The sequence below is a fragment of the Streptomyces sp. NBC_00236 genome, from assembly GCF_036195045.1.
Lineage (GTDB): Bacteria > Actinomycetota > Actinomycetes > Streptomycetales > Streptomycetaceae > Streptomyces.
In genome coordinates this window covers 1454151-1478788 of record NZ_CP108100.1, presented here as the reverse complement: position 1 = coordinate 1478788, position 24638 = coordinate 1454151, and the positions used below count along the sequence as shown (strand labels likewise).

The 24638-nt window shown below is 72.2% G+C and carries 21 protein-coding genes; 12 read left to right on the top strand and 9 right to left on the bottom strand.

Annotation, left to right across the window (positions count from 1 at the left end; all coding sequences use genetic code 11):
• The first annotated feature begins 42 nt into the window (after window positions 1–42).
• From OG446_RS06475 to OG446_RS06465, 3 genes are all read left to right on the top strand, one after another.
• A complete protein-coding gene (locus OG446_RS06475) occupies window positions 43–3525 on the top strand; it encodes a DNA polymerase III subunit alpha (protein WP_328893118.1) in 3483 nt (1160 codons plus the stop codon).
• A gap of 94 nt (window positions 3526–3619) precedes the next feature.
• The gene (locus OG446_RS06470) at window positions 3620–4636 is read left to right on the top strand and encodes a DNA polymerase Y family protein (RefSeq protein WP_328898215.1); all 1017 of its coding nucleotides are present in this window, start codon (window positions 3620–3622) and stop codon (window positions 4634–4636) included.
• 188 nt (window positions 4637–4824) lie between these two features.
• Window positions 4825–5718: an esterase/lipase family protein gene (locus OG446_RS06465; protein WP_328893117.1), complete on the top strand. Its 894-nt coding sequence runs from the start codon at window positions 4825–4827 to the stop codon at window positions 5716–5718.
• A 41-nt stretch (window positions 5719–5759) separates the two neighbouring features.
• Here the strand turns inward: OG446_RS06465 and OG446_RS06460 are convergent, their stop codons facing one another.
• Window positions 5760–6785 carry a lytic polysaccharide monooxygenase auxiliary activity family 9 protein gene (locus OG446_RS06460; RefSeq protein WP_328893116.1) on the bottom strand — a complete coding sequence of 342 codons (1026 nt, stop codon included), beginning with the start codon at window positions 6783–6785 and terminating at the stop codon, window positions 5760–5762.
• A 205-nt stretch (window positions 6786–6990) separates the two neighbouring features.
• Here OG446_RS06460 and OG446_RS06455 point away from each other — a divergent pair, with 205 nt between their 5' ends.
• Window positions 6991–8469, top strand: coding sequence for a trifunctional class I SAM-dependent methyltransferase/NUDIX hydrolase/VOC family protein (locus OG446_RS06455; RefSeq protein ID WP_328893115.1), 1479 nt, complete (start codon window positions 6991–6993; stop codon window positions 8467–8469).
• Between the two features lie 28 nt (window positions 8470–8497).
• Here the strand turns inward: OG446_RS06455 and OG446_RS06450 are convergent, their stop codons facing one another.
• Both OG446_RS06450 and OG446_RS06445 read right to left on the bottom strand, forming a co-directional pair.
• Entirely contained in the window at window positions 8498–9013 is a 516-nt protein-coding gene (locus OG446_RS06450) for a DUF402 domain-containing protein (RefSeq protein WP_328893114.1), read from the bottom strand.
• Entirely contained in the window at window positions 8994–9914 is a 921-nt protein-coding gene (locus tag OG446_RS06445; protein WP_328893113.1) for a GNAT family N-acetyltransferase, read from the bottom strand. Before OG446_RS06445 ends, OG446_RS06450 begins: the two co-directional genes overlap by 20 nt.
• Window positions 9915–9983: 69 nt before the next feature.
• On the opposite strand from OG446_RS06445, the gene OG446_RS06440 reads away from it, so the two are divergent.
• On the top strand, window positions 9984–10358 hold the full coding sequence (locus tag OG446_RS06440) for a GntR family transcriptional regulator (RefSeq protein ID WP_328893112.1): 375 nt from the start codon (window positions 9984–9986) through the stop codon (window positions 10356–10358).
• A gap of 19 nt (window positions 10359–10377) precedes the next feature.
• Here OG446_RS06440 and OG446_RS06435 read toward each other — a convergent pair whose 3' ends face one another.
• Window positions 10378–11493 (bottom strand): DUF5925 domain-containing protein, encoded by a 1116-nt coding sequence (locus OG446_RS06435; RefSeq protein WP_328898214.1) that lies wholly within the window; start codon window positions 11491–11493, stop codon window positions 10378–10380.
• A gap of 235 nt (window positions 11494–11728) precedes the next feature.
• Here OG446_RS06435 and OG446_RS06430 point away from each other — a divergent pair, with 235 nt between their 5' ends.
• The 3 genes from OG446_RS06430 to OG446_RS06420 all read left to right on the top strand — a co-directional run bounded on the left by OG446_RS06430 (window position 11729) and on the right by OG446_RS06420 (window position 13829).
• The gene (locus OG446_RS06430; RefSeq protein WP_328898213.1) at window positions 11729–12520 is read left to right on the top strand and encodes an SGNH/GDSL hydrolase family protein; all 792 of its coding nucleotides are present in this window, start codon (window positions 11729–11731) and stop codon (window positions 12518–12520) included.
• Between the two features lie 283 nt (window positions 12521–12803).
• A complete protein-coding gene (locus OG446_RS06425) occupies window positions 12804–13067 on the top strand; it encodes a hypothetical protein (protein ID WP_148016076.1) in 264 nt (87 codons plus the stop codon).
• 153 nt (window positions 13068–13220) lie between these two features.
• Window positions 13221–13829: a TetR/AcrR family transcriptional regulator gene (locus tag OG446_RS06420; RefSeq protein WP_328893111.1), complete on the top strand. Its 609-nt coding sequence runs from the start codon at window positions 13221–13223 to the stop codon at window positions 13827–13829.
• Window positions 13830–13847: 18 nt separating this feature from the next.
• Here the strand turns inward: OG446_RS06420 and OG446_RS06415 are convergent, their stop codons facing one another.
• Together OG446_RS06415 and OG446_RS06410 are read right to left on the bottom strand one after the other, a co-directional pair.
• Entirely contained in the window at window positions 13848–14684 is an 837-nt protein-coding gene (locus OG446_RS06415) for an ABC transporter permease (protein WP_328893110.1), read from the bottom strand.
• Entirely contained in the window at window positions 14681–15643 is a 963-nt protein-coding gene (locus OG446_RS06410) for an ATP-binding cassette domain-containing protein (protein WP_328893109.1), read from the bottom strand. The genes OG446_RS06415 and OG446_RS06410 overlap by 4 nt, the downstream gene beginning before the upstream one ends.
• Window positions 15644–15706: 63 nt before the next feature.
• On the opposite strand from OG446_RS06410, the gene OG446_RS06405 reads away from it, so the two are divergent.
• The gene (locus tag OG446_RS06405; protein ID WP_328893108.1) at window positions 15707–16417 is read left to right on the top strand and encodes a TetR/AcrR family transcriptional regulator; all 711 of its coding nucleotides are present in this window, start codon (window positions 15707–15709) and stop codon (window positions 16415–16417) included.
• A 152-nt stretch (window positions 16418–16569) separates the two neighbouring features.
• Here OG446_RS06405 and OG446_RS06400 read toward each other — a convergent pair whose 3' ends face one another.
• The 3 genes from OG446_RS06400 to hmgA all read right to left on the bottom strand — a co-directional run bounded on the left by OG446_RS06400 (window position 16570) and on the right by hmgA (window position 20074).
• On the bottom strand, window positions 16570–17787 hold the full coding sequence (locus OG446_RS06400) for a type ISP restriction/modification enzyme (protein WP_328893107.1): 1218 nt from the start codon (window positions 17785–17787) through the stop codon (window positions 16570–16572).
• Between the two features lie 106 nt (window positions 17788–17893).
• Window positions 17894–18694 carry a GntR family transcriptional regulator gene (locus OG446_RS06395; protein ID WP_328893106.1) on the bottom strand — a complete coding sequence of 267 codons (801 nt, stop codon included), beginning with the start codon at window positions 18692–18694 and terminating at the stop codon, window positions 17894–17896.
• Between the two features lie 51 nt (window positions 18695–18745).
• Window positions 18746–20074 carry a homogentisate 1,2-dioxygenase gene (hmgA, locus tag OG446_RS06390; protein WP_328893105.1) on the bottom strand — a complete coding sequence of 443 codons (1329 nt, stop codon included), beginning with the start codon at window positions 20072–20074 and terminating at the stop codon, window positions 18746–18748.
• Between the two features lie 129 nt (window positions 20075–20203).
• Here hmgA and OG446_RS06385 point away from each other — a divergent pair, with 129 nt between their 5' ends.
• The 3 genes from OG446_RS06385 to OG446_RS06375 all read left to right on the top strand — a co-directional run bounded on the left by OG446_RS06385 (window position 20204) and on the right by OG446_RS06375 (window position 24566).
• A complete protein-coding gene (locus OG446_RS06385; RefSeq protein ID WP_328893104.1) occupies window positions 20204–22336 on the top strand; it encodes a right-handed parallel beta-helix repeat-containing protein in 2133 nt (710 codons plus the stop codon).
• Window positions 22337–22422: 86 nt separating this feature from the next.
• Window positions 22423–23259: a hypothetical protein gene (locus OG446_RS06380; protein ID WP_328898212.1), complete on the top strand. Its 837-nt coding sequence runs from the start codon at window positions 22423–22425 to the stop codon at window positions 23257–23259.
• A 23-nt stretch (window positions 23260–23282) separates the two neighbouring features.
• Window positions 23283–24566 carry a hypothetical protein gene (locus OG446_RS06375; RefSeq protein ID WP_328893103.1) on the top strand — a complete coding sequence of 428 codons (1284 nt, stop codon included), beginning with the start codon at window positions 23283–23285 and terminating at the stop codon, window positions 24564–24566.
• Window positions 24567–24638 lie beyond the last annotated feature (72 nt).

The window sequence follows — 24638 nt, the reverse complement described above, 5'->3', positions numbered from 1 at the left end:
GAGCGAGGGGGTGGTGAGTACGGATTGGTTCAGGAGGTGCGGGTGCCCGGCTTCACGCATCTGCGTACCGTTTCCGGGTTCTCCCTGCGGTACGGGGCCTCGCACCCGGAGCGGCTGGCGGAGCGCGCCTCGGAGCGGGAGATGGATGCCCTCGCGCTGACCGACCGCGACACCCTGGCGGGTGCGGTCCGGTTCGCCAAGGCCTGCGAGCGGGCGGGGGTGCGACCGCTCTTCGGGGTGGATCTCGCCGTGGCCCCCGCCGTGCGTGCGGAGGGCGACGGGCGTACGTACCGGTCGCGGACCCCGGTCCGCGGTGGTGCCTTTGTCGATGAATCCGCACCCCGGGTCACCTTCCTCGCCCGCGACGGCGCCCAGGGCTGGGCCGAGCTGTGCCGCCTCGTCACCGCCGCCCACGGAGCCGTACCCGACGGAGGCCGGCCCCTGGTCGACCGCTCCGCGCTGCCCGCCGAAGGGCTCACCGTGCTGCTCGGACCCGACTCCGAGGTCGGCAGGGCGCTGGCCGCCGGCCGCCCCGACCGGGCCGCCGCCCTGCTTGCCCCCTGGCGGGAGGTGTACGGCGACGACCTGCGGCTCGAAGCCGTCCATCACGGTCGCGACGGCACCGGACCCGGTTCGCTGCGGCTCGCCGCCCGTACCGTCGGCTTCGCCGCCGAGCAGGGCATACGGGCCGTGCTGACCAACGCCGTCCGGTACGCCGATCCGGGGCAGGGCCCGGTCGCCGATGTGCTCGACTCCGCCCGCAGGCTCGTCCCCGTCGACCCGCGCCGCGCCCCGCTCGACAGCGGTGAGCGCTGGCTCAAGGACGCCCGCGCGATGGCGGAGACCGCCGAGCGGATCACCTCCGCCGCCGGACTCGGCCCCGGCGCCGGGGCGCGACTGCTCGCGGAGACCCGGCACACCGCCGACGCCTGCGTGGTCGACCCCCGCGGCGACATCGGCCTCGGCTCCGTCCACTTCCCCGAACCGCACCTCGTCGGCGCGGACCGGCGCACCGCCCAGCGGGTGCTGACCTCCCGCGCCGCCGCGGGCATGGTGCTGCGCGGCTACGACCGCAGGCGCGAGTACTGGGACCGGATGCACCACGAACTGGACATCATCGCGCACCACGGCTTCGCCTCGTACTTCCTCACGGTCGCCCGAGTGGTGGACGACGTACGGGAGATGAGGGTCCGGGTGGCCGCGCGAGGTTCCGGGGCCGGCTCCCTGGTCAACCATCTCCTCGGCATCGCCCACGCCGACCCGGTCGAGCACGGGCTGCTGATGGAGCGCTTCCTGTCCAAGCGCCGCTTCGTGCTGCCCGACATCGACATCGACGTCGAGTCGGCCCGCCGCCTCGACGTCTACCGCGCGATCATCGGCCGCTTCGGCGCCGAACGGGTCGCCACCGTCGCCATGCCCGAGACCTACCGGGTGCGCCACGCCATCCGCGACGTCGGCGCCGCACTCTCCATGAACCCGGCCGAGACCGACCGGCTCGCCAAGGCCTTTCCGCACATCCGGGCCCGCGACGCCCTCGCCGCCATGGAGGAACTGCCCGAACTGCGGGAAGTGGCGAGGACGAAGGAGAAGTACGGACGGCTGTGGGAGCTGGTGGAGGCGCTCGACGGGCTGCCGCGCGGCATCGCCATGCACCCGTGCGGGGTCCTCCTCTCCGACGCCTCACTGCTGCGCCGCACCCCCGTGATGCCCACCAGCGGCGAAGGCCTTCCCATGGCGCAGTTCGACAAGGAGGACGTGGAGGACCTCGGGCTGCTCAAGCTCGATGTGCTCGGGGTGCGGATGCAGTCGGCGATGGCGCACGCGGTCGGGGAGGTGAAGCGGGCCTCGGGTGAGGAAGTGGACCTGGACGCCGTGGAGCCGGGGGACCCGGAGACGTACCGGCTGATCAGATCCGCCGAGACGCTGGGCTGTTTCCAGATCGAGTCGCCAGGCCAGCGCGATCTGGTCGGCAGGCTCCAGCCCGCCGGCTTCCACGACCTGGTGGTCGACATCTCGCTGTTCCGGCCCGGTCCGGTCGCCGCCGACATGGTGCGCCCGTTCATCGAGGCCCGGCACGGCCGGGCGCCGGTCCGCTATCCGCACCCCGACCTGGAGGGGCCGCTGCGCGAGACGTACGGAGTGGTGGTCTTCCACGAGCAGATCATCGAGATGGTCGACCTCATGACCGGCTGCGGCCGGGGCGAGGCCGACCGGGTCCGGCGCGGGCTCTCCGACCCCGAGTCGCAGGCCCGGATCAAGCTCTGGTTCGCCCAGCACGCGGCGGCCCGGAAGTACGACGCCGAGGTGATCGCCCGCGCCTGGGAGATCATCGAGGCGTTCGGCAGCTACGGCTTCTGCAAGGCGCACGCGGTGGCCTTCGCCGTACCGACGTACCAGTCGGCCTGGCTGAAGGCGCATCACCCGGCGGCCTTCTACGCCGGGCTGCTCACCCATGACCCGGGGATGTACCCGAAGCGGCTGCTGCTCGCGGACGCCCGGCGGCGCGGGGTCCCGGTGCTGCCGCTGGATGTGAACCGGTCGGCGGCCGCCCATCGAATCGAACTGGTGTCTGATGTGGAGGGAGGGGAGGGGAAGGTGTGGGGGCTGCGGCTGGCGCTCTCGGACGTCCATGGGATCAGCGAGGCAGAGGTCGGCCGGATCGAGGCCGGGCAGCCCTACACCTCGCTGCTGGACTTCTGGCAGCGGGCCCGTCCGGGCAAGCCCGCCGCCGAACGGCTGGCCCAGGTCGGTGCGCTGGACGCGTTCGGCGCCAACCGCCGCGATCTGCTGCTGCACCTGTCCGAACTCCACCGCGCCCAGCGCGGCGCGGGCTCCGGCGGTGCGGGCGCGCAGCTTCCGCTCGGCGGCGGGCACCGGACCGGCTCCATCGGTCTGCCCGACCTCAACGAGGCGGAACGGCTCAGCGCCGAACTGGGCGTGCTGAGCATGGACGTCTCACGCCATCTGATGGGCGATCACCACGCCTTCCTGAAGGAGCTCGGCGCGGTCTCGGCCAAACGGCTGCGCGAGGCGCGGCACGGGGAGACCGTGCTGGTCGCGGGTGCCAAGGCGGCCACCCAGACCCCGCCCATCCGCTCCGGACGCCGGGTCGTCTTCACCACCCTGGACGACGGTACGGGCCTGGTCGACCTGGCCTTCTTCGACGACAGTCACGCCGCCTGCGCGTACACCGTCTTCCACTCCTGGCTGCTGCTGGTGCGCGGGGTGGTGCAGCGGCGCGGGCCGCGGAGCCTGAGCGTGGTCGGTGCGGCCGCCTGGAACCTGGCCGAGCTGGCCGAACTGCGGCGCACCGGCGGACTCGACGCGGTCGCGGCCCGGCTGGCGGAGGTGCCTGTTCCGGAGGAGAAGGAGAAGGAGGAGGAGGCGTCCGCTGCCGATGACGGCCGTCGGATCCGGATGCCCACTGGCTACGAGATGAACCCCTGGTCCGACCTCCAGCCGCCCGGTGAAGGGGCACCCACCGGAAGGAAGCTGTGGCATCAGTCCCCGGGGAGTGCGGGGTGAACGGGACGAGTGGGTTGAGCAGGGTGAGTGGGATGAGCGGGACAAGTGGAAAAGCGGGGTGAATGGGGTGAGTGGGATGAGCAGGGCGGGTGAGATGAGCGGGACGAGCGGGGCGGGTGAGCAGCCCGGAATCCTCTGCCTGCGGTTCCGCCGGGTCGGCGGCGGCATCCCGGACGGCGCCGGTTACACGGGGCTGCTCGCCCTGCTCGGCTCGTTCACCCCTCTCGTCGAGGCGGCGCCGCCCGACGGCGCACTCGCCGATGTCCGGGGCGCGCTGCGCTACTTCGGGCGGGACGTGGCAGGTCTTGCCTCGGTGATCCGGGTCCGCGCGCTGGCCCTGCACGGCGTGGACTGCGCGATCGGGGCTGCCGAGAACCCGATGCTGGCCCGGATGGCGGTACGGCAGGCCGCGCCCGGGACGACCTTCGTGGTGCCCGCCGGCGGGGCCGCCGCCTTCCTCGCGGACCGGCCGGCCGCCGCTCTGGACGGTGTCGGGGCAGCGACGGCCCGCACGCTGTGCGGATACGGGCTCGACTCCGTCGGCCGGATCGCGGCCGCCCCGCTCGGCACCCTGCAACGGATCACCGGGGTACGGACCGGGCGCGAGCTGTGGGAGCGGGCGCACGGCATCGACCGTACGACGGTCGTGCCGAACGCCGCGGCCCGCTCGCTCGCCGCCGAACGGACCTTCCCGCGCGACGAGCTGGACCGGGAGCGGCAACGCCGTGCGCTCATGTCGCTCACCGAGGAGCTGGGGGCGAGGATGCGCGGCGAGGCGCAGGTGTGCCGCTCGCTCGCGGTCTCTGTGCGCTACGCCGACCGGACCGGGTACGCGACGCTGACCCGCAGCCGTACGCTCCGCGAGCCCACCGCCCACTCCGCGGAGCTCACCGCACTCGCCTACCGGATCCATGACTCGTTCGCCCTGCAACGGGCCCGGGTGCGGGGGATCGCGCTGCGTGCCGAGGGGCTCGGCGAGGCCGGGCGGGCCGCGCACCAGCTGACCTTCGACCCGGTCGACGAGCGGGTCCGGCGGATCGAGGCGGTCGCGGACCGGCTGCGGGAGAGATTCGGGCCACGGGCCGTGATGCCGGGGCGACTCGCGGCCTGAGTCGCATGCCGGAAACTGTCCTGAAGCCACGGTTACTGCCGCGTCAGTTTTTACCGACGCGTAACTTCCCACGCAACCTTACTCGTGCGTAAGTTGGCATGAGCACATAGAACGTCGTCAGAACTTGTGGTCCGGGCCGCAGGGTGCACAGACATCGCAACTCCCTTGAGCCGCAAGGAGACCACACGATGCTGCCCTGGACCCGTGCGCCGCGTACCCCACGTGCGCGGACCACCCTCGCCGCACTGTTCCTCGCCGTCGCCGCAGTCGCCACCCCCACGGCCACCGCTGCTGCAGCCGCCCCCACCACCGTCGCAACCACCTCCCGTGGCTGGAACGACTACTCCTGCAAGCCCTCCGCAGCCCACCCCCGGCCCGTCGTCCTGGTCCACGGGACCTTCGGGAACTCCGTCGACAACTGGCTCGTCCTCGCCCCCTACCTGGTCAACCGGGGCTACTGCGTCTACTCGCTCGACTACGGGCAGCTCCCCGGTGTGCCGTTCTTCAACGGCCTCGGCCCGATCGACAAGTCGGCCGGACAGCTCGCCGCCTTCGTCGACAAGGTGCTCGCCTCCACCGGGGCCCCGAAGGCCGACCTCGTCGGCCACTCCCAGGGCGGCATGATGCCGAACTACTACCTGAAGTTCCTCGGCGGAGCGCCCAAGGTGAACGCCCTGGTCGGGCTCGCGCCCGACAACCACGGCACCACCCTCCTCGGACTGACCAAGCTGCTGCCGTACTTCCCCGGCGCCGAGGACCTGCTCAACGCCGGTACACCGGGACTCGCCGACCAGGTGGCCGGATCGCCCTTCGTCACCAAGCTCAACTCGGTCCCCGACACCGTGCCCGGCGTGCACTACACCGTCATCGCGACCAGGTACGACGAGGTCGTGACCCCGTACCGGACACAGTTCCTGGACGGGCCGGACGTACACAACGTCCTGCTCCAGGACCTGTGCCCGGTCGACCTGTCCGAGCACGTGGCGATCGGGACCATCGACCGGATCGCCTACCACGAGGTGGCGAACGCCCTGGACCCGGCGCACGCCACCCCGACCACGTGCGCCTCGGTCATCGGGTAGGTACCGGACCGGACGGGCCCGGTACCTGACCGGACCGTCCGTCAGAGTCCGCGCCGGGCCGCCGTGGTGGCCCGGCGGCGGACCGAGACCAGCAGGGCGGCAGCGCCCAGTGCGACCGCGGCAGCGCCGCCCATGGCCAGCCGGGTCGTGGCGGCGCTGCCGCCCGTCTCGGCGAGGTTGTCGGCCCCCGCGACGGGGACATCCCCCGACGCGCTGTCCGGCTCCGGGGCATTGGCCGGAGCCGTCGCACCGGCCGCCTCCGTGACCGTCGCGCCCGTACCGGCGTCGTCGTCACCGTGACCGCCGTGCTCGACCGATGACTTGCGCGCACCGTCGGTGATCTCCTGCTCGGAGGGCGCCGAAGCGGACGGCGCGGGCACGGCGGCGACCGAACCGCTGCCGCTCGTACCGCTGCCGCTCGCGCCCCCGAAGACCACGTCGGAGCACGCGTAGAACGCCTCCGGGGAGTCCGACCGCTGCCAGACGGTGTAGACCAGCTGACGCCCCGAGCGCTCGGGAACGGTGCCGTCGAAGACGTACGAACCGTCCACCAGCTCCGGGTCGGTGGCCTCGGCGAACGGCTTCTCCTCCAGGTCCGACCACTTCAGCGGCTTCGTGGGGTCGTAGCCGGCGGTGGTGAGATACAGCGCGAAGGAACCCTTGTGCGGTGCGGTGGCCCGGAAGCGGAAGGTGTGGGAGCCCGCCTTCATGTCGGTGGCCGGCCAGTCGGCGCGCGGCAGATCGAGCCCCTTGAACTTGTCGTTGCCCGCACTGCACAGCTTGCCGTCCGGGATCAACTGCCGGTGGTTCCCCGCCGCATTGGCGATGTTGACTCCGTTCCAGTCGTACAGCGCCTGGGTGCCTCCGGCCGCGACCGCGGCCACGCACGCGGCGGACCGCGGGTGCTCCGGACCCTCGGCGAAACAGGCCGAGACCCGGCTCACCGGGTCGGTCAGCGATCCGTGCGCAGAGGCCGGAGCAGCGGTCAGAACGGCGAGTACGAGCGGCGTCGCACCGAGCGCGGCGACGGCGGCGGCCCTGCGGCGGGCGGGGGTGATGGCGGGCATGGTGACGTACTCCTTCAACGGTCCACGGCGGTGTGCGGGGCGTCCCGGGAACAGCAAGCTAGCCCGCGCCAGGCCTCGGAAAGGCCCTGGAGAGGGGCTGCCGGCCATCGTTATGACGGGCTTAAGGGGCCGCTCAAGAACGCTTAAGACCGGTCTTCCGGGGGAGACGTCCGCCGTTGTCAGTGGCAGCTGGCACGATCGGTTCATGACGACGATCGACTGGGATTCAGCCGCCGGTTCCTTCGACGACGAGCCGGATCACGGTCTGCTCGACCCCGTGGTCCGGCACGCCTGGGCGCAGCGGCTGGAGAGCTGGCTGCCCCGGGAGCGTTCCGAGGTGCTCGACCTGGGCTGCGGCACCGGAAGCCTGGCGCTGCTCGTCGCCGGGCAGGGCCACCGGGTCACCGCCGTGGACCGCTCGCCCCGCATGGTCGAGCAGGCGCGCGCCAAGCTGGCCGGTACGGGGACGGAGGTGCTGATCGGGGACGCGGCGGCGCCGCCGGTCGGCAAGCAGCGGTTCGACGTGGTCCTGGCCCGGCACGTGGTGTGGCTGCTCCCCGATCCGGCCGCCGTCCTGCGCCACTGGTTCGGCCTGCTGCGGCCCGGCGGCAGACTGGTCCTGGTCGAGGGTGTGTGGAACGGGGTGGGTCTGTCCGCCCGGCGACTCTCCGCGCTGCTCGCCCCGTTCACCGAGCGCGTCCACCACGAGCCGCTCTCCGGCGACCGGGACCTCTGGGGCAAGGAGGTCGACGACGAGCGTTACGCCCTGGTGGCGCGTGCCGAACCTCCGCGCCGGCACACCGAGGTCGTGGACGTTCATCTGATCCTGCGCCGGGGCTCCGACGTCCTGCTCGCCCGACGGGCCGGTACGGGGTACGCGGACGGGCTGCTGCACGCCCCGTCCGGGCACGTGGAGGACGGCGAGGACGTCCGGGAGGCGGTGATCCGCGAGACGGCCGAGGAGATCGGGGTGGCGCTGGAGCCGGAGGAGCTGCGCGCCGCTCTGGTCATGCAGCACCGGGGACCGGGCGGCAGCCCCAGGACGGGCTGGTTCTTCGAGGCGGCGTACGACCCGGAGCGTCCGCCGTACAACCGGGAACCGGACAAGTGCTCCGAGCTGGCGTGGTTCCCGCTGGACGCCCTGCCGGACGACATGGTCGCGTACTGCCGCGCCGGCCTGGACGGCTACCGGACGGGGGAGCACTTCCTGATCCACTGGCACGAGGACGGCGACACCGTCGCGTTCGAGCCGCGCGGCACCCGGAGGGCCGTCCCGCTGCCGGCCGGCGGGACCCGCACCGGGCGGCTCCACCACATCGAGCTGTGGGTGCCCGACCTGGCGGCCGCCGAGTCCGGCTGGGGCTGGCTCCTCGGCGAGCTGGGTCATGTTCCGTACCAGCGATGGGCGCACGGGCGAAGCTGGCGGCGGGGCGACAGCTATGTGGTGATCGAGCAGTCGCCCGACCTGGCTCCGGGAGCGCATGAGCGACGTCGTCCCGGGCTCAACCACCTGGCGTTCCACGTCGAGGACCGGGCCACGCTCGACGCGCTGGTGGCCCGGGCTCCGGAGCACGGCTGGCGGCTGCTCTTCGGCGACCGTCATCCGCGGGCGGGCGGTGACGGACACGTGGCCGCCTACCTGGAGGACGCGGCGGGATACGAGGTGGAGCTGGTGGCCGGCTGAGGGGGCCTCGGCCGGCCGGGGCGGCGCGTCAGCCCAGCAGGCCGGTGAACCCCTCCGCCGTACGGGCGAGCCCTTCCAGTTCGTCCAGGGCTGCCATGGCGGCCCTCGCCGCCTCCGGGTCGCGCCCGGCCAGACCGCTCTCCTCGAACTCGTCCTCGTCCAGCCGCAGTACGGCGGAGCGGTCGGCCGACACCCACAGGTCGAGATCCAGATCCTCGACGAGCAGCTCGCCGTCCCGCAGCACGGCCGGACGGGTCACATCGCAGTACCAGCCCTTGAGCTCACCCGCGCCGGTGCGGACCTCCTTCACCGCGAACCAGGCGTCGCGCCAGTAGTGCTCGGTGAAGACGTCACCCGGCTCGAAGCGTACGAAGCCGAAGTCGCGGACCCCGGGGGCGGCCCAGGGAGCACGCACGGTCACCCGGGTGCCGTCGTCGGCGACCAGGGCGGCGGGATAGCGGATCTTGGTCTTTCCGGCCTTGACCAGGACGACCGTCAGTTCGGACTCAGTCAACAGTCGGGACTCAGCCGAGTGCGCGGACATGGCGTACCTCCGTGGCACAGATCTCGTAGCCGAACCAGCGGTTGATCGCCAGCATCGGGCCGTTGTCGGCGTCATTGCCGGTGTAGGCGTCGGTGTACCCGGCGGCGCGCGCCCGGTGCAGCGAGTCGTTCTTCGCCAGCTTCGCCAGCCCGCGGTTGCGGTACGCCCGGCGGGTGCCGGTCATCCCCGACCAGTAGCGGTCCACTCCGTCGGTCTCCGCCACGCTGAACGCCGCCACCTCGCCGTCGGCCACCACGACCGAGGTGAGGCCGTGGTCGAGGCCGGGACTGCGCCAGGTCTCCGTCAGCCACTCCTCGTAGTCCGACAGCAGGGCCGGTGTGTCGCTGGGCTCGTCCGCGGTGGTCTCGGCATCCGCCTCGAAGAGCGGGCGCGGATCGTCGGCGAAGTCGGCGGCGGTACGCAGTTCCACACCGGCCGGAAGCTCCTGACGGGGCGGCAGCGAGGCACCGGCCAGCGAGAGATGGAGGAAGTGCGCAGGCCGGCTCGGGGCGTAGCCGCGCCTTCCGGCGAACGCCCGGTCGCCCGGGGTGTCCAGGACCCAGGCGTAGACCGAGGTCGCACCGGCCAGGGCCAGATACTCCTCGGCCGTGCGCAGCAGCAGCGTGCCCGCGCCCCGGCCGGTCCGTTCCGGGTGGACGAACGTGTTGCAGAACGCCTGCCCCGGCTCGGGACTCTCGTGGGCCCGCCCCACCTGGGCCGTCCCGATGACCTCGCCGTCCTCCTCCGCGACCAGCAGCCGGTACCGCTTGTCCGGATGGGCGGTGGCCAGGTCGAAGACGATCTGCTCGGGCGTGGTGACCATGAACGGGAGCGCGGCGCGCCTCACCCGCACCCAGTCCTCGGCGTCGGCGGGCCGGAAATCGCGCACGATGACAGTCATGGCCCGGACCGTACCCGCAGGTCCGGCCCGTGTGCCCCCGAATTTCCGGCGGTGGGGCAGAATCGGCCCGTGACTCTGAAGATCTCCGTTGACCCGGATTCCGGCACCGCTCCGTACGAGCAGCTGCGCACGCAGATCTCCGAACTGGCCCGCTCCGGCGCGCTGCCGGTCGGCTACAAGCTCCCGACCGTCCGCGGTTTCGCCGAGGAGCTGGGCCTCGCCGCCAACACCGTCGCCAAGGCCTACCGGGCCCTGGAGGCGGACGGAGTGATCGAGACGCGCGGGCGCAACGGGACGTTCGTCGCCGCTGCGGGCGACGCGGCCGAACGCCACGCGGCCGCCACCGCACGCGAGTACGCGGAGCAGGCCCGGCGGCTGGGGATGTCCCGGGCGCGGGCCCTGGAGCTGGCGCAGGACGCGGTGCGGGCGGTGTACGCGGGTTGAGGTGAGGGCCGGGACGGGCTCAGAGATACAGACCCGCGTCCGCCCCCGAGTCCTGCTTGGGGACCGATGCCGGGCCCGTGCCGCGGCGCAGGGCGTACAGCTCCGCCAGGGTCGTGCCCTCGCGGGCGGCATCCCGGCCCAGGCCCTCCTCCGTGCCGAGCCAGGCCACCGACTCCTTGCGGGTCAGCGGCCCCACCTCGATGCGGGCCAGGCAGCGGCCGGGCCTGACGACCGCCGGGTGCAGCCGTTCCAGGTCCTCGTTGGTCGTCACGCCCACCAGTACGTTGCGGCCCTGGCCCAGCAGTCCGTCCGTGAGGTTCAGCAGCCGCGACAGCGCCTGGCCGGCCGTGTGCTTGGCCTCGCCGCGGATCAGCTCGTCGCAGTCCTCCAGGAGCAGCAGGCGCCAGCGGCCCTTCGCGCTGCCGTCGTCCTCGCCGATCGCGATGTCCATCAGATAGCCGACGTCGTTGAAGAGCCGCTCGGGGTCGAGCACGCAGTCGACCTGGCACCAGTCCCGCCAGGACCGGGCCAGGGTGCGCAGGGCGGACGTCTTGCCGGTCCCGGGCGGGCCGTGCAGCAGGAGCAGCCGGCCCGCGATGTCGTCCGGGGTGACCTTCATCAGCCGGTCCATGGCACCGGCCACGGGCGCCGTGTAGTTGGAGCGGACCTCGTCCCATGTACCGGCCGTGATCTGACGGGTCGTACGGTACGGGCCGCGGCGCGGCGAGACGTACCAGAAGCCCATCGTCACGTTCTCCGGCTGGGGCTCCGGCTCGTCCTGGGCGCCTTCGGTGGCCTCGTCGAGCACCTTGCCGGCCAGTTCCGGGCTGGTCGCGGTGACCGTGACATCGGCGCCGCGGTTCCACCGCGAGATGAGCAGGGTCCAGCCCTCGCCCTCGGCCAGCGTGGCGCTGCGGTCGTCGTCACGGGCGGCGCGCAGCACCTTCGCCCCCTCGGGCAACAGCGTGGCGCTCTTCTTCACCCGGTCGAGCGAGGAGCTGTGCGAGTACGGCTGCTCGCCCGTCGCGAAGCGGCCGAGGAACAGCGCGTCGACGACGTCGGACGGCGAGTCGCTGTCGTCGACGGTGAGCCGGATCGGCAGCGCGGACTCGGGGTTGGCAGACATGCCGCCCATGATCCGGCACGCGCGTATCCGGCGCACCCAGGTTTCGTCACCTGCTGTTCCGGTCCGGTGCGCGCCGTGACGCCCGTTGCACCGATATGACACGAACTCAGGGAACCGGCGGCAGAAGCTCGTCCGATCGACTTGGCATGGACACTTCCGGAATGGCCTTCGCTGCTGCTACCACTGAGTAGGCAGAGATCCTGCTGGTCGGTCCAAGGGAGGTTCCATGAAAATATCCAGACTCATGGCGTTATCGTCCTCACTCCTGCTCGGTGCCGTCATCGCCCTGACCGGGGCAGCCACCGCGAACGCCGCCCCGTCCGTCCAGGCCGTCGACTATGTCGCGCTGGGTGACTCCTACTCCTCGGGGGTGGGCTCCGGCAGTTACATCAGCTCCAGCGGCGACTGCAAGCGCAGCACCCTCGCCTACCCCTCGCTCTGGGCGGCCGCCAACTCGCCCGCCTCGTTCGCCTTCACCGCCTGCTCGGGTGCCCGCACCAACGACGTGACCGCGAGTCAGCTCGGACCGCTCACCGCCTCGACCGACCTCGTCTCGATCTCCATCGGCGGCAACGACGCCGGATTCGCCGATGTCATGACGACCTGTGTCCTCCAGTCGGAGGCCACCTGCCTCAACCGGATCGCCACCGCCCGCGGCTATGTGGACTCCACGCTGCCCGGCCGGCTCGACTCGGTGTACGACGCGATCAGCGCCAAGGCTCCGTCCGCCCGTGTCGTCGTGCTCGGCTACCCCCGCTTCTACAAGATCGGCGGCAGCTGTGTCGTCGGCCTGAGTGACAAGGTGCGCACCGCCATCAACGGCGCCGCCGACTACCTCAACGCGGCCACCGCCAAGCGTGCCGCCGACCACGGCTTCACCTTCGGTGATGTCACCGGAACGTTCACCGGACACGAGATCTGCTCCGGGAGCGCATGGCTGCACAGTCTCAACTGGTTCAACATCGGGGAGTCGTACCACCCCTTCGCCTCCGGGCAGTCCGGCGGCTATCTGCCCGTCCTCAACTCGCTCGACTGACCGGCGCGGGCTTCGACGGCACATTCGTGCTGTGCCCGTCGCACCGCCTGCCGAAGGATCCATGCAGGTCAGGGTTCCTGTCGGTGAGTGGCCCCCGATGGGCTTGATCCGTCCGGAGGTTGACGATCTGTCCAACTCGCCCTGGAATCGGGCAGATTCGCAGACAGGTCGTCAACCTCCGTATGTGTGTGCTCAATCCTGTGCCCGGGATACACGCGTGTCGCCGCGGGGCGATAGGGTTAACCTGCCCGGGCCGGGTGCCCTCGTACGGGTGGGGAGTGACATGGAACAGATAACGATGCGTAGCAGGCCGCGTGTGCCTGCCATCACGTGTGGGAGCGGTGCGACGAGTTCGCGCCTCGACCGCCATCTCGCAGTGCTGGGCGGCCCCGCCGTCCCGCAGCGTGAGTCCGCGGAGGCGACGCTGTTGATGCTCGAGCTGACCTCGCGCGACGTCGCGCACACCCGCCGGAGCAGGAGCGCGAGAGTCTCGCTCTTCGCCCCGCTGCGGCGGCTGCGGCGCTCGCTCTTCGGCAGCCGCCGCTGATCCGACGCCCGGTCCCGGCCTCGCGCTGCTGCCCGCTCTTCCGTCATCCCCGGAGCCGGCAGTGGCGCGTCGCCATGTCCGCGTGAACCTCTTGCCCGCCGGTGGGGTGGGCTCCGAGGTAATTCGGTGCCGAAGTACTTCTACACTGTCCGCATGCCCGAGAAGCGAGCCGCGCGCCTGAGTCCCGACGAACGAAGGGCGCAGTTGGTCACGATTGGCGTGGACATGCTCTCCGATCGTTCGCTGGACGAGCTCTCCACCGACGATGTGGCACGCCGCGCCGGGATCTCCCGGGGGCTGCTCTTCCACTACTTCGACTCCAAGCGGGACTTCTACCGCTCCATGGTGCAGCGGGAGTGCGACGACTTCGCCGCGGCCATGGACCCGGACCCCTCGCTGGAGCCCGTCGCCTGGCTGCGGTCGTTCATCGCCGGTTTCACGGCGTACGTCACGGAGCACCGCAGGGTCTATCTCGCGCTGGTCCGAGGCGCCGCCGGCAGCCATCCCGCCGTGGAGGACATCGTCGAGTCCACGCGCACCCTCGTGGCCCGGCGGGTGGCGGAGGGCCAGCGGCGGCTCGGGATGCCGGACTCGCCCCGGCTGCCGGTCGCCGCCCGCGCCTGGATGGCCTTCGCCGAGGAGGCCGTCACCAACTGGCCGCTCGACGAGCCGGACGCCCTCGACACCCTCGGCGCCTTCCTGGAGTCGGGTTTCATCGCCCTGCTGGGCGCACTGGACCGGCCGGTCGCGCTGCCCGGCTGAGCCGGTGCCCCGGTGCCGTCATTCGCCGCCGCGCGAGTAGAGGCGAACGGACAGCGGTACGGCGACCGCGAGCAGCACCGCCGACCAGAGCAGCGTTCCGGCCACCGGGTGGGCGACCGGCCAGGCGGCGTCGGCGGCCGGTGCGGCGTTGCCGAAGAGGTCGCGGGCGGCCGCCGCGACGGCGCTGATCGGATTCCACTCCGCGAGCGTGCGCAGCCAGCCCGGCAGGTTGTCGGTCGGGATGTACGCGCTGGAGAGCAGCGGCAGGATGAACGTGGCCGCGCCCAGTTGCCCGGCGGCCTCCTCGTTCCGGATCAGGAGCCCCAGCCAGCAGCCCACCCATGACGTCGCGAACCGGAACAGCAGCAGCAGGCCGAACGCGCCGACCGCGGCGGCCGGGCCGCCCTCGATCCGCCAGCCCACGGCGAGGCCGACCAGCATCAGCGGGACCAGGCCGACGGCCGTGGTCAGCACATCGGCCGCGGTCTGCCCGAACGGAACGGCGGACCGGCTCATCGGCAGGGTGCGCAGCCGGTCCATCACGCCCCGGTGGCAGTCCTGCGCGGACTGGAACATGCCCGTCATGATGCCGTTCGCCGCGGTTGCCGCCAGCAGTCCCGGCACCAGGAAGGCGCGGTACTCCTGGCCGGGGACGGCCAGGGCGCTGCCGAAGACGTACCCGAAGAACAGCAGCATCGTGATCGGCATGGTCTGGGTGAGGATCAGGACGCCCGGGGCCGCCTTGATCCGCTGCAGATGGCGGCCGAGCACGGCCAGGCCGTCCGCGACGGGTGTGTGCGCGGGCGCGGTGGCGTCCGCCCTCCGTCGTTCCGTCACGAGTACGTCGGTGCTCATGCTGCCGTCTCCTTGATGGGGGTGCTGCGGCCGGTCAGGCGCAGGAAGACCTCGTCGAGGGTGGGCGGGCGCAGGCTCGCGTCGATCACCGCCGCACCCGCCGCGTCCAGTTCGCGGACGATCCGGGGCAGGGTGAGTGAGGGGTCCGTGGCGACCGCGCCCACCGTGCGGCGCTCGTGGTCGAGCACCGGCTCCGCGCCCGTCAGCTGGTCCAGCACCGCCGCGGCGGCTCCGAGCGCGGACGCGTGCGCGACGACGACTTCGGCGTAGCTGCCGATCCTGGCCTTCAGTTCGGCGGGGCTGCCGCTGTGGGCGGCCCGCCCGCTGTCGACGAGCACGATGTCGTCGGCCAGTTGATCTGCCTCCTCCAGATACTGCGTGGTGAGCAGGACGGTGGTGCCGCGGCCCGCCAGCTCCCGTACCGCCGCCCAGATCTGGTTGCGGCTGTGCGGGTCGAGTCCGGTGGTCGGCTCGTCCAGGAACAGCACCTGGGGGCGGGCCAGCAGGCTGGCGGCGAGATCCAGGCGGCGGCGCATCCCGCCGGAGTAGGTGCGGGCCGGGCGGTCGGCGGCGTCGGTCAGTTCGAAGCGTTCGAGGAGCTCGTCGGACCGGGTGCGGGCCGCCTCGCCCCGGTACTTGAGCAGCCTGGCGAAGAGCCGCAGGTTCTGCCGGCCGGACAGCTCGCCGTCGACGGAGGCGCTCTGCCCCGTGACGCCGATCGCCGCCCGTACGGCCCCGGCCTCCCGCACCACGTCGTGGCCCGCGATCCGGGCGCTGCCGCCGTCGGGTGCGGTCAGCGTGGTGAGGACGCGGACGGCGGTGGTCTTGCCGGCGCCATTGGGCCCCAGCACCCCGCAGACGGTGCCTTCGGCGACGGCCAGATCGAGGCCGCGCAGCGCGTGGACGTGACCGTAGCGCTTCTCCAGACCTTCACTAAGTACAGCGTACGTAGTTGTCATGCCGCAACGGTACCGCACTACGTACGGTGTACGTAACTACCATGGTGACCGAGGTGATGATCAATGGTGGGGCGACCCGCAGTACCGGAAGTGATCTGGGCGCGTCCCGAGCGTGCGGGGCGTGGTCCCAAGCCCGCGTTCAGCCGAGCGGACATCGCGGCGGCCGCCGTGCGCATCGCGGACGCGGAAGGGCTCGACGCGGTGTCGATGCGGAAGGTGGCGGCCGAACTCGGCTGCGGCACCATGTCGCTCTACAACTACGTCCCGCGCAAGGAGGACCTGTACGAGCTGATGCTCGACGCGGTCAGCGCCGGCTACGACCTCCCGGACCCGTCCGGTGACTGGCGCGCCGATCTTCTCGCCCTCGCCCACCAGGCCCGGGGGATGATGCACCGCCACACCTGGGTGCCCCGGCTGATGTCACCGGTGTACGGGTTCAGCCCGAACGCCCTGCGGTACCTGGAGTACGCGCTGAGCTGCCTGGACGGGTTCGACGCGCGGTTCGGCGAGAAGATGGAACTCATCGCCATGCTCAACGGCGTGGTCACCACCTACACCGCCAACGAGATCGCCACGGCGGAGCGCAGCCGGTCGCTGCCCTGGTCCGAGGAGCAGGAGCAGGCCGCCCGCACCGGGTACCTGATCAGCCAGATCATGACCGGGAAGTACCCGCGGATGGCGGCGGGATTCGCCGAGGATCCCGGACCGATCGATCTGGACGCCGTGTTCGACCGGGCGCTCGCCCGGGTGCTGGACTCGTTCGGCCGTGCGTAGGGCGGGTGCTGGAGTCGTTCGGCCGCGTGTGGGGCGGGTGCTGGAGTCGTTCGGCCGCGTGTGGGGCGGGTGCTGGAGTCGTTCGGCCGCGTGTGGGGCGGGTGCTGGAGTTGTTCGGCCGCGTGTGGGGCGGGCGCGTCGAACGGTCCGGTTCACAGCAGCGCGAACTGGCCGTCCGGGCCCTCCTCCTGGTGGTCGAGCACGGATGCCGGACGCCGGGCCGCCACCGGCACGGGAAGCACACCCGCCGCCCGCAGTTCGGGCACGCCGATCTCCGGACCGTCCGCCAGCTCCTCCTGCCGCGGCCGCAGTTCGGCGAGCAGGGCGAGCAGCGTAATCAGTTCCAGCAGCTCCGACGTCCACTCCTGCGGCCAGGCGCGGGGCAGTACGGCCTCAAGGCCGCCGGCCCCGGGCGCCGCCGTCCGGCGCCCGAACCACAGCTCCAGCACCCGTACGCCGCCCACCCGGAACTCCCACGCACCGGCGGGCACCGGCGAGATGCGGCCCGTACCGAGGCTCAGCACCTGCTCCTCGGCATCGTAGGAGAGCTCCGACGGGGCGGGCGGCACGGCGGCCCGCACGTAGGGGCGTCGCCCGCCCGGCAGCCGGGGGCGCTCCCCGCCCCGGGCCCCGCGCAACTGGACCCGCAGCAGCTCGTGCCCCAGCTCCAAGCCCGCCGACCAGCGCGCGGTGTCCGCGGGCAGCGGCACCGCGCAGCCGTCCGGGGTGCGGCGGGCCGCCGCGAGGATCCACGCCAGTACCGACTCGGCGGTGACCGTGTCCCCGTGGCGGGCCCGCAGCAGGCCGAGCAGTCCGGGGGCCAGATTGGGTTCGCCGCCGCCGGGGCGCCGGAACAGCGGACGGATCCGGCCGGGCCGCCCCGCGGGGGAGTGGCCGTCGGGGAGCAGTGCGGTCACCGAGAGGGCGGGGCCGGTGTCCTGGGGCACCCGGCCGTGCTCGAGGAGGAAGAGCTGTTGCCCGTCGGCGACCCGCCAGAGCTCGGGCCGGGCCACGTCGATCAGGCGGTGGTCGGGGAGCAGCCACTGCTCGTCGTACGGCCCGTGCAGGATCCGTACCGGCTCCGGGCACGGACCCGGCTCACGGGCGAACCGGCCGGTGCCGGTGGACTGCCCGGGCAGGGCCGCCACCGGGGTCTGCGGGCTGTGCGTGCGGGTGGGCCCGAAAAGCTGCTCACGTTCGGTGTCAGGGGCCCGGACGAGCCGTTCCCAGCGGGCCCTGAGGGAGCCCGCGTCGGGGGCGGTCACCCAGGGGCGCCCGGTCCTGAGCGGCCGTACCGACCAGGGCATGAGGTCGTCGAGGAGCGGGCTGTGCGGGCCCTCGCCGGAGCCGGCCGCTGCCGGAGCTGCCACCGTGTCGTCCTCCCCGTCGCCACGTCTGCCGCCGTCCCCGGCATCGTAACGGCGCCGCCACGGGTCCCGGCAGGGCGCCTGCCGGCCCCCGGGGCCGCCGCTGCCGTCAGTGGGTCTCCACGGTGACCGAGAAGGAGAACCGGTCGCCCCGGTAACGGATCTGCGCCACATCGACCACCCGGCCGCTCTCGTCGTACGCCACGCCCGTGTAGTACAGGATCGGGCTGAGCAGCGGGACCCGGAGCAGCCCGGCGGTGGCCGGGTCGGCGAGCCGGGCCTCGACCGTGTCGGTGATCCTGGCGATCGGGACGCCGGCGCGGTCGCGCAGCACCTTGGTCATCGGCCAGCGTTCGAGATCGGCGGGGTCGATCCCGGCCGCGGCCTCCGGACGGACCCAGTTCTGCGCCCAGTTGGTCGGCTCGCCGGTGTCCTCCTCGCACCGCAGGCGCCGGTATCCGACGACTTCGGTGCAGCCGGGGAAGTACTCCGCGACATCGCCCGGCACCGGGGACGGGCCGTGTTCGAGCAGGGTGGTGCGCTCGCCCGACTGCTGGGCGACGATCGCGTCGATCGAACCCATCAGCCGCACCGGCGACACCCGGCGTGCGCGGGGCTCGATGAACGTGCCGCGCCGCCGGTGCCGGCTGATCAGCCCCTCCGTCTCCAGTTCCTTGAGCGCCTGACGCATCGTGAGGACGCTGACGCCGTAGTGCGCCGCGAGCTGTTCCTCGGTCGGCAGCCGCAGGGTGGCGTCCGCGGTGCGGCCCAGTATCGAGGCCCGCAACGACTGCGAGACCTGGTACCACAGCGGGAGCTTGCGGTTCAGGACCAGCGAGTCGGGCGCGAAGGCGGCTCCCTGGGCCGTGGGGGGCGTCGGAGAGGGCTGCGGCACCTGGGTCACCTGCATTCGTCGTCGCTGCGGCACGGGGCCCTTGCGGCCTGGAGTGGCACGGGGCCCTTACGGCCTGAAGTTGCGGCTCAGACCCTGCCACACGTCGTCGTAGCCGTGCTGGAGATGTCCGGCCGTCGCCGCCTGCCCGGTCGCGATGACCGGCCAGCGGGTCTCGAACATGAACGCCAGACCGTCGTCGATCTTCTGCGGCTTCAGCTCCGCCGTGCTCGCCCGCTCGAAGGTCTCGCGGTCCGGTCCGTGTGCCGACATCATGTTGTGCAGGGAGCCGCCGCCGGGCACGAAGCCGCCCTTGCCTGCCGTCTTCGCGTCGTAAGCGCCCTCGATCAGGCCCATGTACTCGCTCATGACGTTGCGGTGGAAGTACGGCGGCCGGAAGGTGTCCTCGCCCACCAGCCAGCGCGGCGCGAACACCACGAAGTCGACCCCGGCCAGACCGGGGGTGTCCGAGGGCGAGGTCAGCACCGTGAAGATCGACGGGTCCGGGTGGTCGTAGCTGATCGAGCCGATGACGTTGAACCGGCGCAGGTCGTAGACGTACGGGGTGTGGTTGCCGTGCCAGGCGACCACATCCAGCGGCGAGTGGTCGTACGTCGCCGACCAGAGGTTGCCGCAGTACTTGTTGACCACCTCGACCGGGCGCTCCACGTCCTCGTACGCGGCGACCGGGGCGAGGAAGTCCCGTGCGTTCGCCAGGCCGTTGGCGCCGATCGGGCCGAGGTCGGGGAGGACGAAGGGGCTGCCGTAGTTCTCGCAGACGTAGCCGCGGGCGGTGGCGTCGAGGAGTTCCACCCGGAAGCGGACACCGCGCGGGATCAGTGCCACATGGCCCGGTTCGGCGCGCAGCAGGCCCAGTTCGGTGCGCAGCAGCAGGCCGCCGTGCTCGGGGACGATGAGGAGCTCGCCGTCGCTGTCGCTGAACACCCGGTCGGTCATGGCGGTGTTGGCGGCGTAGAGGTGCACGGCCATGCCGCTGCGCTCGGCGGCGTTGCCGTTTCCGCCCAGCGTCCACAGACCGGAAAGGAAGTCCGTGCCGGGCGCGGGCTCCGGGAGCGGGTCCCAGCGCAGCCGGTTGGGGTCCGGAACGGTCTCGGTGAACGGGGCGGTGCGCAGTGCGCCGTTGTCGGTCCGGGTGAACGGCGGGTGGGCAGCGGAGGGGCGGATCCGGTAGAGCCAGGAGCGGCGGTTGTGGACGCGCGGCTCGGTGAAGGCCGAACCGCTGAGCTGCTCCGCGTAGAGCCCCAGCGGGGCGCGCTGCGGCGAGTTGCGGCCGTGCGGCAACGCTCCCGGCACCGCTTCCGAGCTGTGCTGATTGCCGAATCCGGCGGAGTGCGCGAGCCCTTCCGCAGTCTTCCGCGCCTGCTCGATGCCGCTCATATGTGCTCCCGGTGCATGAGAATCCTGGAATCCTATGCTTAACCGTAGGAATCGAAGGGCCGGGAGTCAACGGCATTCGTGCGGCACAGGGGGGTTCCAGAAGATGAACAATGCTCTACTCTCCGGCTCATGTCGTGGACACGAAGATTTCTGCTGGTTCTGGCGGCGCTCGCGGCCGCCCTGCTCGCGGCCCCGGCCGCCCAGGCGCACGAGGAGCGGCCGGTCACCTTGCCCGACGGCACCGGCAGCGTTCCCGCGTACCGCACGGGCGAACCCGATCTCCTGGTCTGCAAGAGCGACCGGGCCGACTTCGAGCGCCGGATATCCGGCTTCCCGGACGCCCTGCGGGCCAGGAACCTGACGCTCTTCGACCGGTGCCAGAAGTCCGGCTACCGCCATCTCCAGCAGGCCGTCGACGCCGTCACGGGGCCCGGGAAGAACATCGCGATCCTGCCCGGCCTCTACGAGGAGGAGCCCTCGCTCCCGGCGCCGAAGGGGGAGTGCGCCCGGCTCAAGGCCCCCGACTCGCAACTCGGCTACCAGATCCTGAGCTACGAACAGCAGGCGAAGTGCCCGCACAACCAGAACCTGGTGGCGATCCTCGGCAAGAAGGACCTCCAGATCGAGGGCACGGGCGCCGCGCGGTCGGACGTCGTCATCGACGCCAAGTACCAGAAGCTCAACGCGGTCCGGGCGGACGGCTCGGACGGGGTCTACTTCAAGAACTTCACCGCCCAGCGCACCACGTTCAACTCGCTGTACATCCTGGCCCAGGACGGCTTCGTCATCGACGACGTCCTGACCCGGTGGAACGACGAGTACGGCTTCCTGACCTTCGCGAGTGACCACGGCCTGTACAAGAACTGCGAGTCCTACGGCAACGGCGACTCCGGCATCTACCCGGGCAGCGCGTCGGACATCAACGACGGCTACGGCTACGAGGTGCCGCGCTACTCGATCGAGATCACCGGCTGCCGAAGCCACCACAACATGGTCGGCTACTCGGGCACGGCGGGCGACTCCGTCTACGTCCACGACAACGAGTTCGACCACAACATGGGCGGCGCCTCGATGGACAGCGCCTTCCCCGGACACCCCGGGCTGCCGCAGAACCACGCCCGCTTCGAGCGCAACCTGATCCACGACAACAACGCCGACTACTACCCGTACGTCGCCGACGGCACCTGCGCCAAGCCACCCGTCGAGCGCGGATACGAGGACGGGGTGGTCTGCCCGCAGATCTCCATGCCTCCGGGCACCGGCATCATCACCGCCGGAGGCAACTGGAACCTCTACGAGAACAACTGGGTGTACGGGCAGAAGCGCGCCGCCTTCTTCCTGAGCGCCGTGCCCGCCTTCATCCGCGGCGAGGACGCCCTCGGCAAGCAGACCGACACCTCGCACCACAACCGGTACGCGAACAACCACCTCGGCACCGACAAGCAGGGCCGCTCGCGCCCCAACGGCACCGATGTGTGGTGGGACGGCCAAGGGGCGGGCAACTGCTGGCAGTCCGACGCGGGCGCGTCCACTCCGCGCTCCCTGCCCTCGTGCGGATCCGGGCGCGGCTCCGTCACCGGCGGCACCGACCGGCTGGTGGGGGAGCCCGTCAAGCTCGCCCAACTGCTGGTCTGCGCCGACTACAACGTGCAGGCGCGCCGACTGCCGGCCGGCTGCGACTGGTACGGGGCGCGCGGCATCGAGCGCATCGAGGTGCAGGCCTCCCTCGGGATCGCGGTGGTGCTGGTGCTGGTGGGCGGGGTGCTGTGGTGGCGGCGGCTCCGTTCCAGCAGGCTCGCGACGGCCGCCACGCTCCTCGGTCTGCTGGGCCTCGGCCTGGACGTGGCCGGCTCGACCATGGGTCTCGCCGCCACCTATGTGCCCGCCCTGGCGCTGCTGTTGACGGGGCTCTGGTGGGCCGGCATCGGGCTGGTGCTGCGCCGGGAGCGGCCGGGGCTGGGCTGGACCACGGTGGCGCTGGGCGGGCTGACGCTGCTCGACGCACTGGACAAGGGCGTGTTCATGATCCCGTGGATCCCGCTGAGCCCGGCCTGGGTACGGGGGCTGCTCGGCCTGATCTGGGTGGTGTGGGCCGTCGTGGCCGCCGCCCGGCACGGTGAGCGGGCGAAGGCGACGCCGGAGCCGGCGGAGCCGGAGCCGGCCCCGGACAGCGATGCGGAACGTGTGTCGGCGCCGGAGAGCGCCACCACGCCGGCCTCGCCCACGTCACCGGCCACCGCCCCGGACGGAGAACCGTCGTGAAGCGGCGCTCGGCGCAGGCGCAGGCGCGAAGGCAGGGGCAGGGGCAGGCAATGGCGCCGGCGATGGCGACTGCGACGGCGACGGCGATGGCGCCGGCCGGGCTCCGGGGCCGGGCCGCTCCGGCCCGGCGGCGCGGCCGCCGCATCGCCCTTTCGCTGCTCGCCGCCGCCCTCCTGCTCGGCGCGAACGCCTGTGGAGGGCGGGCCACCACCCATCACAAGCCGGGCACCAGCCATGAGCAGGCCACCGGCAGCAACGGCCGGCTCCTGACCGCGGACGACGGCTCCGGCCACCGGCTGCGCCAGGTCGACGCCCAGGACGCGCCCGAGGTGGACCTGGCCGTGCGCCCGGACTCGGAGGACGGCTGGAACGTCCACCTCACGGTACGGAACTTCCGGTTCACCCCGGACAGCGTCGGCGGCGCCGCACTCCTCGGACGCGGCCACGCCCGGCTCTTCCTCGACGACCACCCCCTCGCCCGTGTCTACGGCCTTTGGTTCCACCTTCCCGAGTCGCTCCTGGGCGCCTCCGGGGGCGGCACCCGGCTGACCGCCCGCCTCTACGCGGACGACCACACCGCCTGGGCGGTCGACGCCGCCCCTGTCCAGGCCACCGCCACGCTCGGCGGCGCCACGTCGACACCCACACCCACACGCACCCCCGATGCCACCGTGGAGATCTCCGTCCGCGACGGCAAGGTCAGTCCCGCCCCCGGGCGCACCGAGGTCAAGAAGGGCCGGACCGTGCGCCTCCAGGTCCGCAGCGACCGCGCCGACACCCTTCACGTACACGGCTACGACAAGGAGGCACGGCTGCCAGCCGGCCGGACCGTCACCCTCACCTTCACCGCCGACCGCACCGGGCTCTTCGAGGTCGAGACACACGAGTCCGACCTGCTCCTGACCCAACTCGTCGTACGGTGACGGCCCTCGACGATTCCGATGCCGTGAGCGTCCTCGCCCACGGCATCGGCGCCCAGCACGACCTGCCCCTGTCGCCCTTCTACGCCTTCGCCGGAGCCTTCGCCGCGCTGTTCGTCTCCTTCCTCGCGCTCGGCCTGCTCTGGTCCGACTCCCGGTTCCGCGGCGACCGGGCGGGCCGCCCCCTGCCGGCCGCCGTCCAGCGCGCGGCCGACGCCCGCCCCACCCGCGTCGCGGCCCGCGTGCTCGGCTTGGCCGCCGCGCTCCTGGTCGTGCTGTACCTCGCCCTCGGCCCGGCCGACCCGGACCGCAACCCGGCCCCGGGAGCCGTCTACGTACTCCTGTGGGTCGGGCTCGTGCCGGCCTCCCTGCTGCTCGGTCCCGTCTGGCGGCTGCTCAATCCGCTGCGCACCCTCCACCTCCTCGCCTGCCGCGCATTCGGACGCGACCCGGCGGCCGGCCGCACCCTGCCCCCACGCCTGGGGATGTGGCCCGCTGCTGCCGGGCTCCTCGCCTTCACCTGGCTCGAACTCGTCGCCCCCGATCCCGCCTCACCCACCGCCCTCCTCCTCTTCCTCGCCCTCTACTCCGCCGCCCAGCTCGCGGGCGCCGCCCTGTACGGCGCCCGCTGGTTCGACCACGCGGACGCCTTCGAGGTCTACTCGGGCCTCCTCGCCCGGCTCTCGCCGATCGGCCGCCGCCCCGCCGACCGCCGCCTCGTCCTGCGCTCCCCGTTCAACGGACTCGACGCCACGCCCCAGCTCCCCGGGCTCGTCGCCACCGTCTGCGTGATGCTCGGCTCCACGGCCTACGACGGTTTCTCCGACGCGCCCTCCTGGATCACCACCGTCCAGACCTCGGCCCTGGGCCGTACCACCACCGCCACCCTCGGGCTCCTCGGCGCCGTCGCCCTCGTCGCCACCCTCTACGCCCTGTGCGCCGGAGCCACCCGGCTTCTCTCCGGCCAACTGCCGCACCCCCTCACCGCCTTCGCGCACTCCCTCGTGCCGATCGCCCTCGGCTATCTGGTGGCCCACTACTTCACACTCTTCGTCACCGAAGGGCCACGTACCGTCATGATGGCACTCGGCACTGACAATCCCGAACCGTCCGAACCGCCCCTGACCCCGGGCGGCGTCGCCACGCTCCAGGTCCTCGCGATCGTCCTCGGCCATGTCCTCGGCGTCGTCGCCGCCCACGACCGCTCCGTCCGGCTTTTCCCGCCCGGCCGCGCCGTCGCGGGACAACTGCCGCTCCTGGTCCTGATGGTCGCGTACACGATCGGCGGACTGGCCCTGCTCATCGCCTGAGTCCGGTGCGTCCCCGCCCTGGAGCCTGAGGCCGGGGCGCCCGGCCCCGGCGCCAGTCCGGTGCACCCCCGC

Excerpts from the sequence above, each read along its gene's own strand:
- OG446_RS06470 (WP_328898215.1), top strand. The coding sequence starts at position 3,620 with ATGAGCGGGACGAGCGGGGCGGGTGAGCAGCCCGGAATCCTCTGCCTG.
- OG446_RS06465 (WP_328893117.1), top strand. The coding sequence starts at position 4,825 with ATGCTGCCCTGGACCCGTGCGCCGCGTACCCCACGTGCGCGGACCACC.
- OG446_RS06460 (WP_328893116.1), bottom strand. The coding sequence starts at position 6,785 with ATGCCCGCCATCACCCCCGCCCGCCGCAGGGCCGCCGCCGTCGCCGCG.
- OG446_RS06455 (WP_328893115.1), top strand. The coding sequence starts at position 6,991 with ATGACGACGATCGACTGGGATTCAGCCGCCGGTTCCTTCGACGACGAG.
- OG446_RS06450 (WP_328893114.1), bottom strand. The coding sequence starts at position 9,013 with ATGTCCGCGCACTCGGCTGAGTCCCGACTGTTGACTGAGTCCGAACTG.
- OG446_RS06445 (WP_328893113.1), bottom strand. The coding sequence starts at position 9,914 with ATGACTGTCATCGTGCGCGATTTCCGGCCCGCCGACGCCGAGGACTGG.
- OG446_RS06435 (WP_328898214.1), bottom strand. The coding sequence starts at position 11,493 with ATGGGCGGCATGTCTGCCAACCCCGAGTCCGCGCTGCCGATCCGGCTC.
- OG446_RS06430 (WP_328898213.1), top strand. The coding sequence starts at position 11,729 with ATGGCGTTATCGTCCTCACTCCTGCTCGGTGCCGTCATCGCCCTGACC.
- OG446_RS06425 (WP_148016076.1), top strand. The coding sequence starts at position 12,804 with ATGGAACAGATAACGATGCGTAGCAGGCCGCGTGTGCCTGCCATCACG.
- OG446_RS06420 (WP_328893111.1), top strand. The coding sequence starts at position 13,221 with ATGCCCGAGAAGCGAGCCGCGCGCCTGAGTCCCGACGAACGAAGGGCG.
- OG446_RS06415 (WP_328893110.1), bottom strand. The coding sequence starts at position 14,684 with ATGAGCACCGACGTACTCGTGACGGAACGACGGAGGGCGGACGCCACC.
- OG446_RS06410 (WP_328893109.1), bottom strand. The coding sequence starts at position 15,643 with ATGACAACTACGTACGCTGTACTTAGTGAAGGTCTGGAGAAGCGCTAC.
- OG446_RS06405 (WP_328893108.1), top strand. The coding sequence starts at position 15,707 with ATGGTGGGGCGACCCGCAGTACCGGAAGTGATCTGGGCGCGTCCCGAG.
- OG446_RS06395 (WP_328893106.1), bottom strand. The coding sequence starts at position 18,694 with ATGCAGGTGACCCAGGTGCCGCAGCCCTCTCCGACGCCCCCCACGGCC.
- hmgA (WP_328893105.1), bottom strand. The coding sequence starts at position 20,074 with ATGAGCGGCATCGAGCAGGCGCGGAAGACTGCGGAAGGGCTCGCGCAC.
- OG446_RS06385 (WP_328893104.1), top strand. The coding sequence starts at position 20,204 with ATGTCGTGGACACGAAGATTTCTGCTGGTTCTGGCGGCGCTCGCGGCC.
- OG446_RS06380 (WP_328898212.1), top strand. The coding sequence starts at position 22,423 with ATGGCGCCGGCCGGGCTCCGGGGCCGGGCCGCTCCGGCCCGGCGGCGC.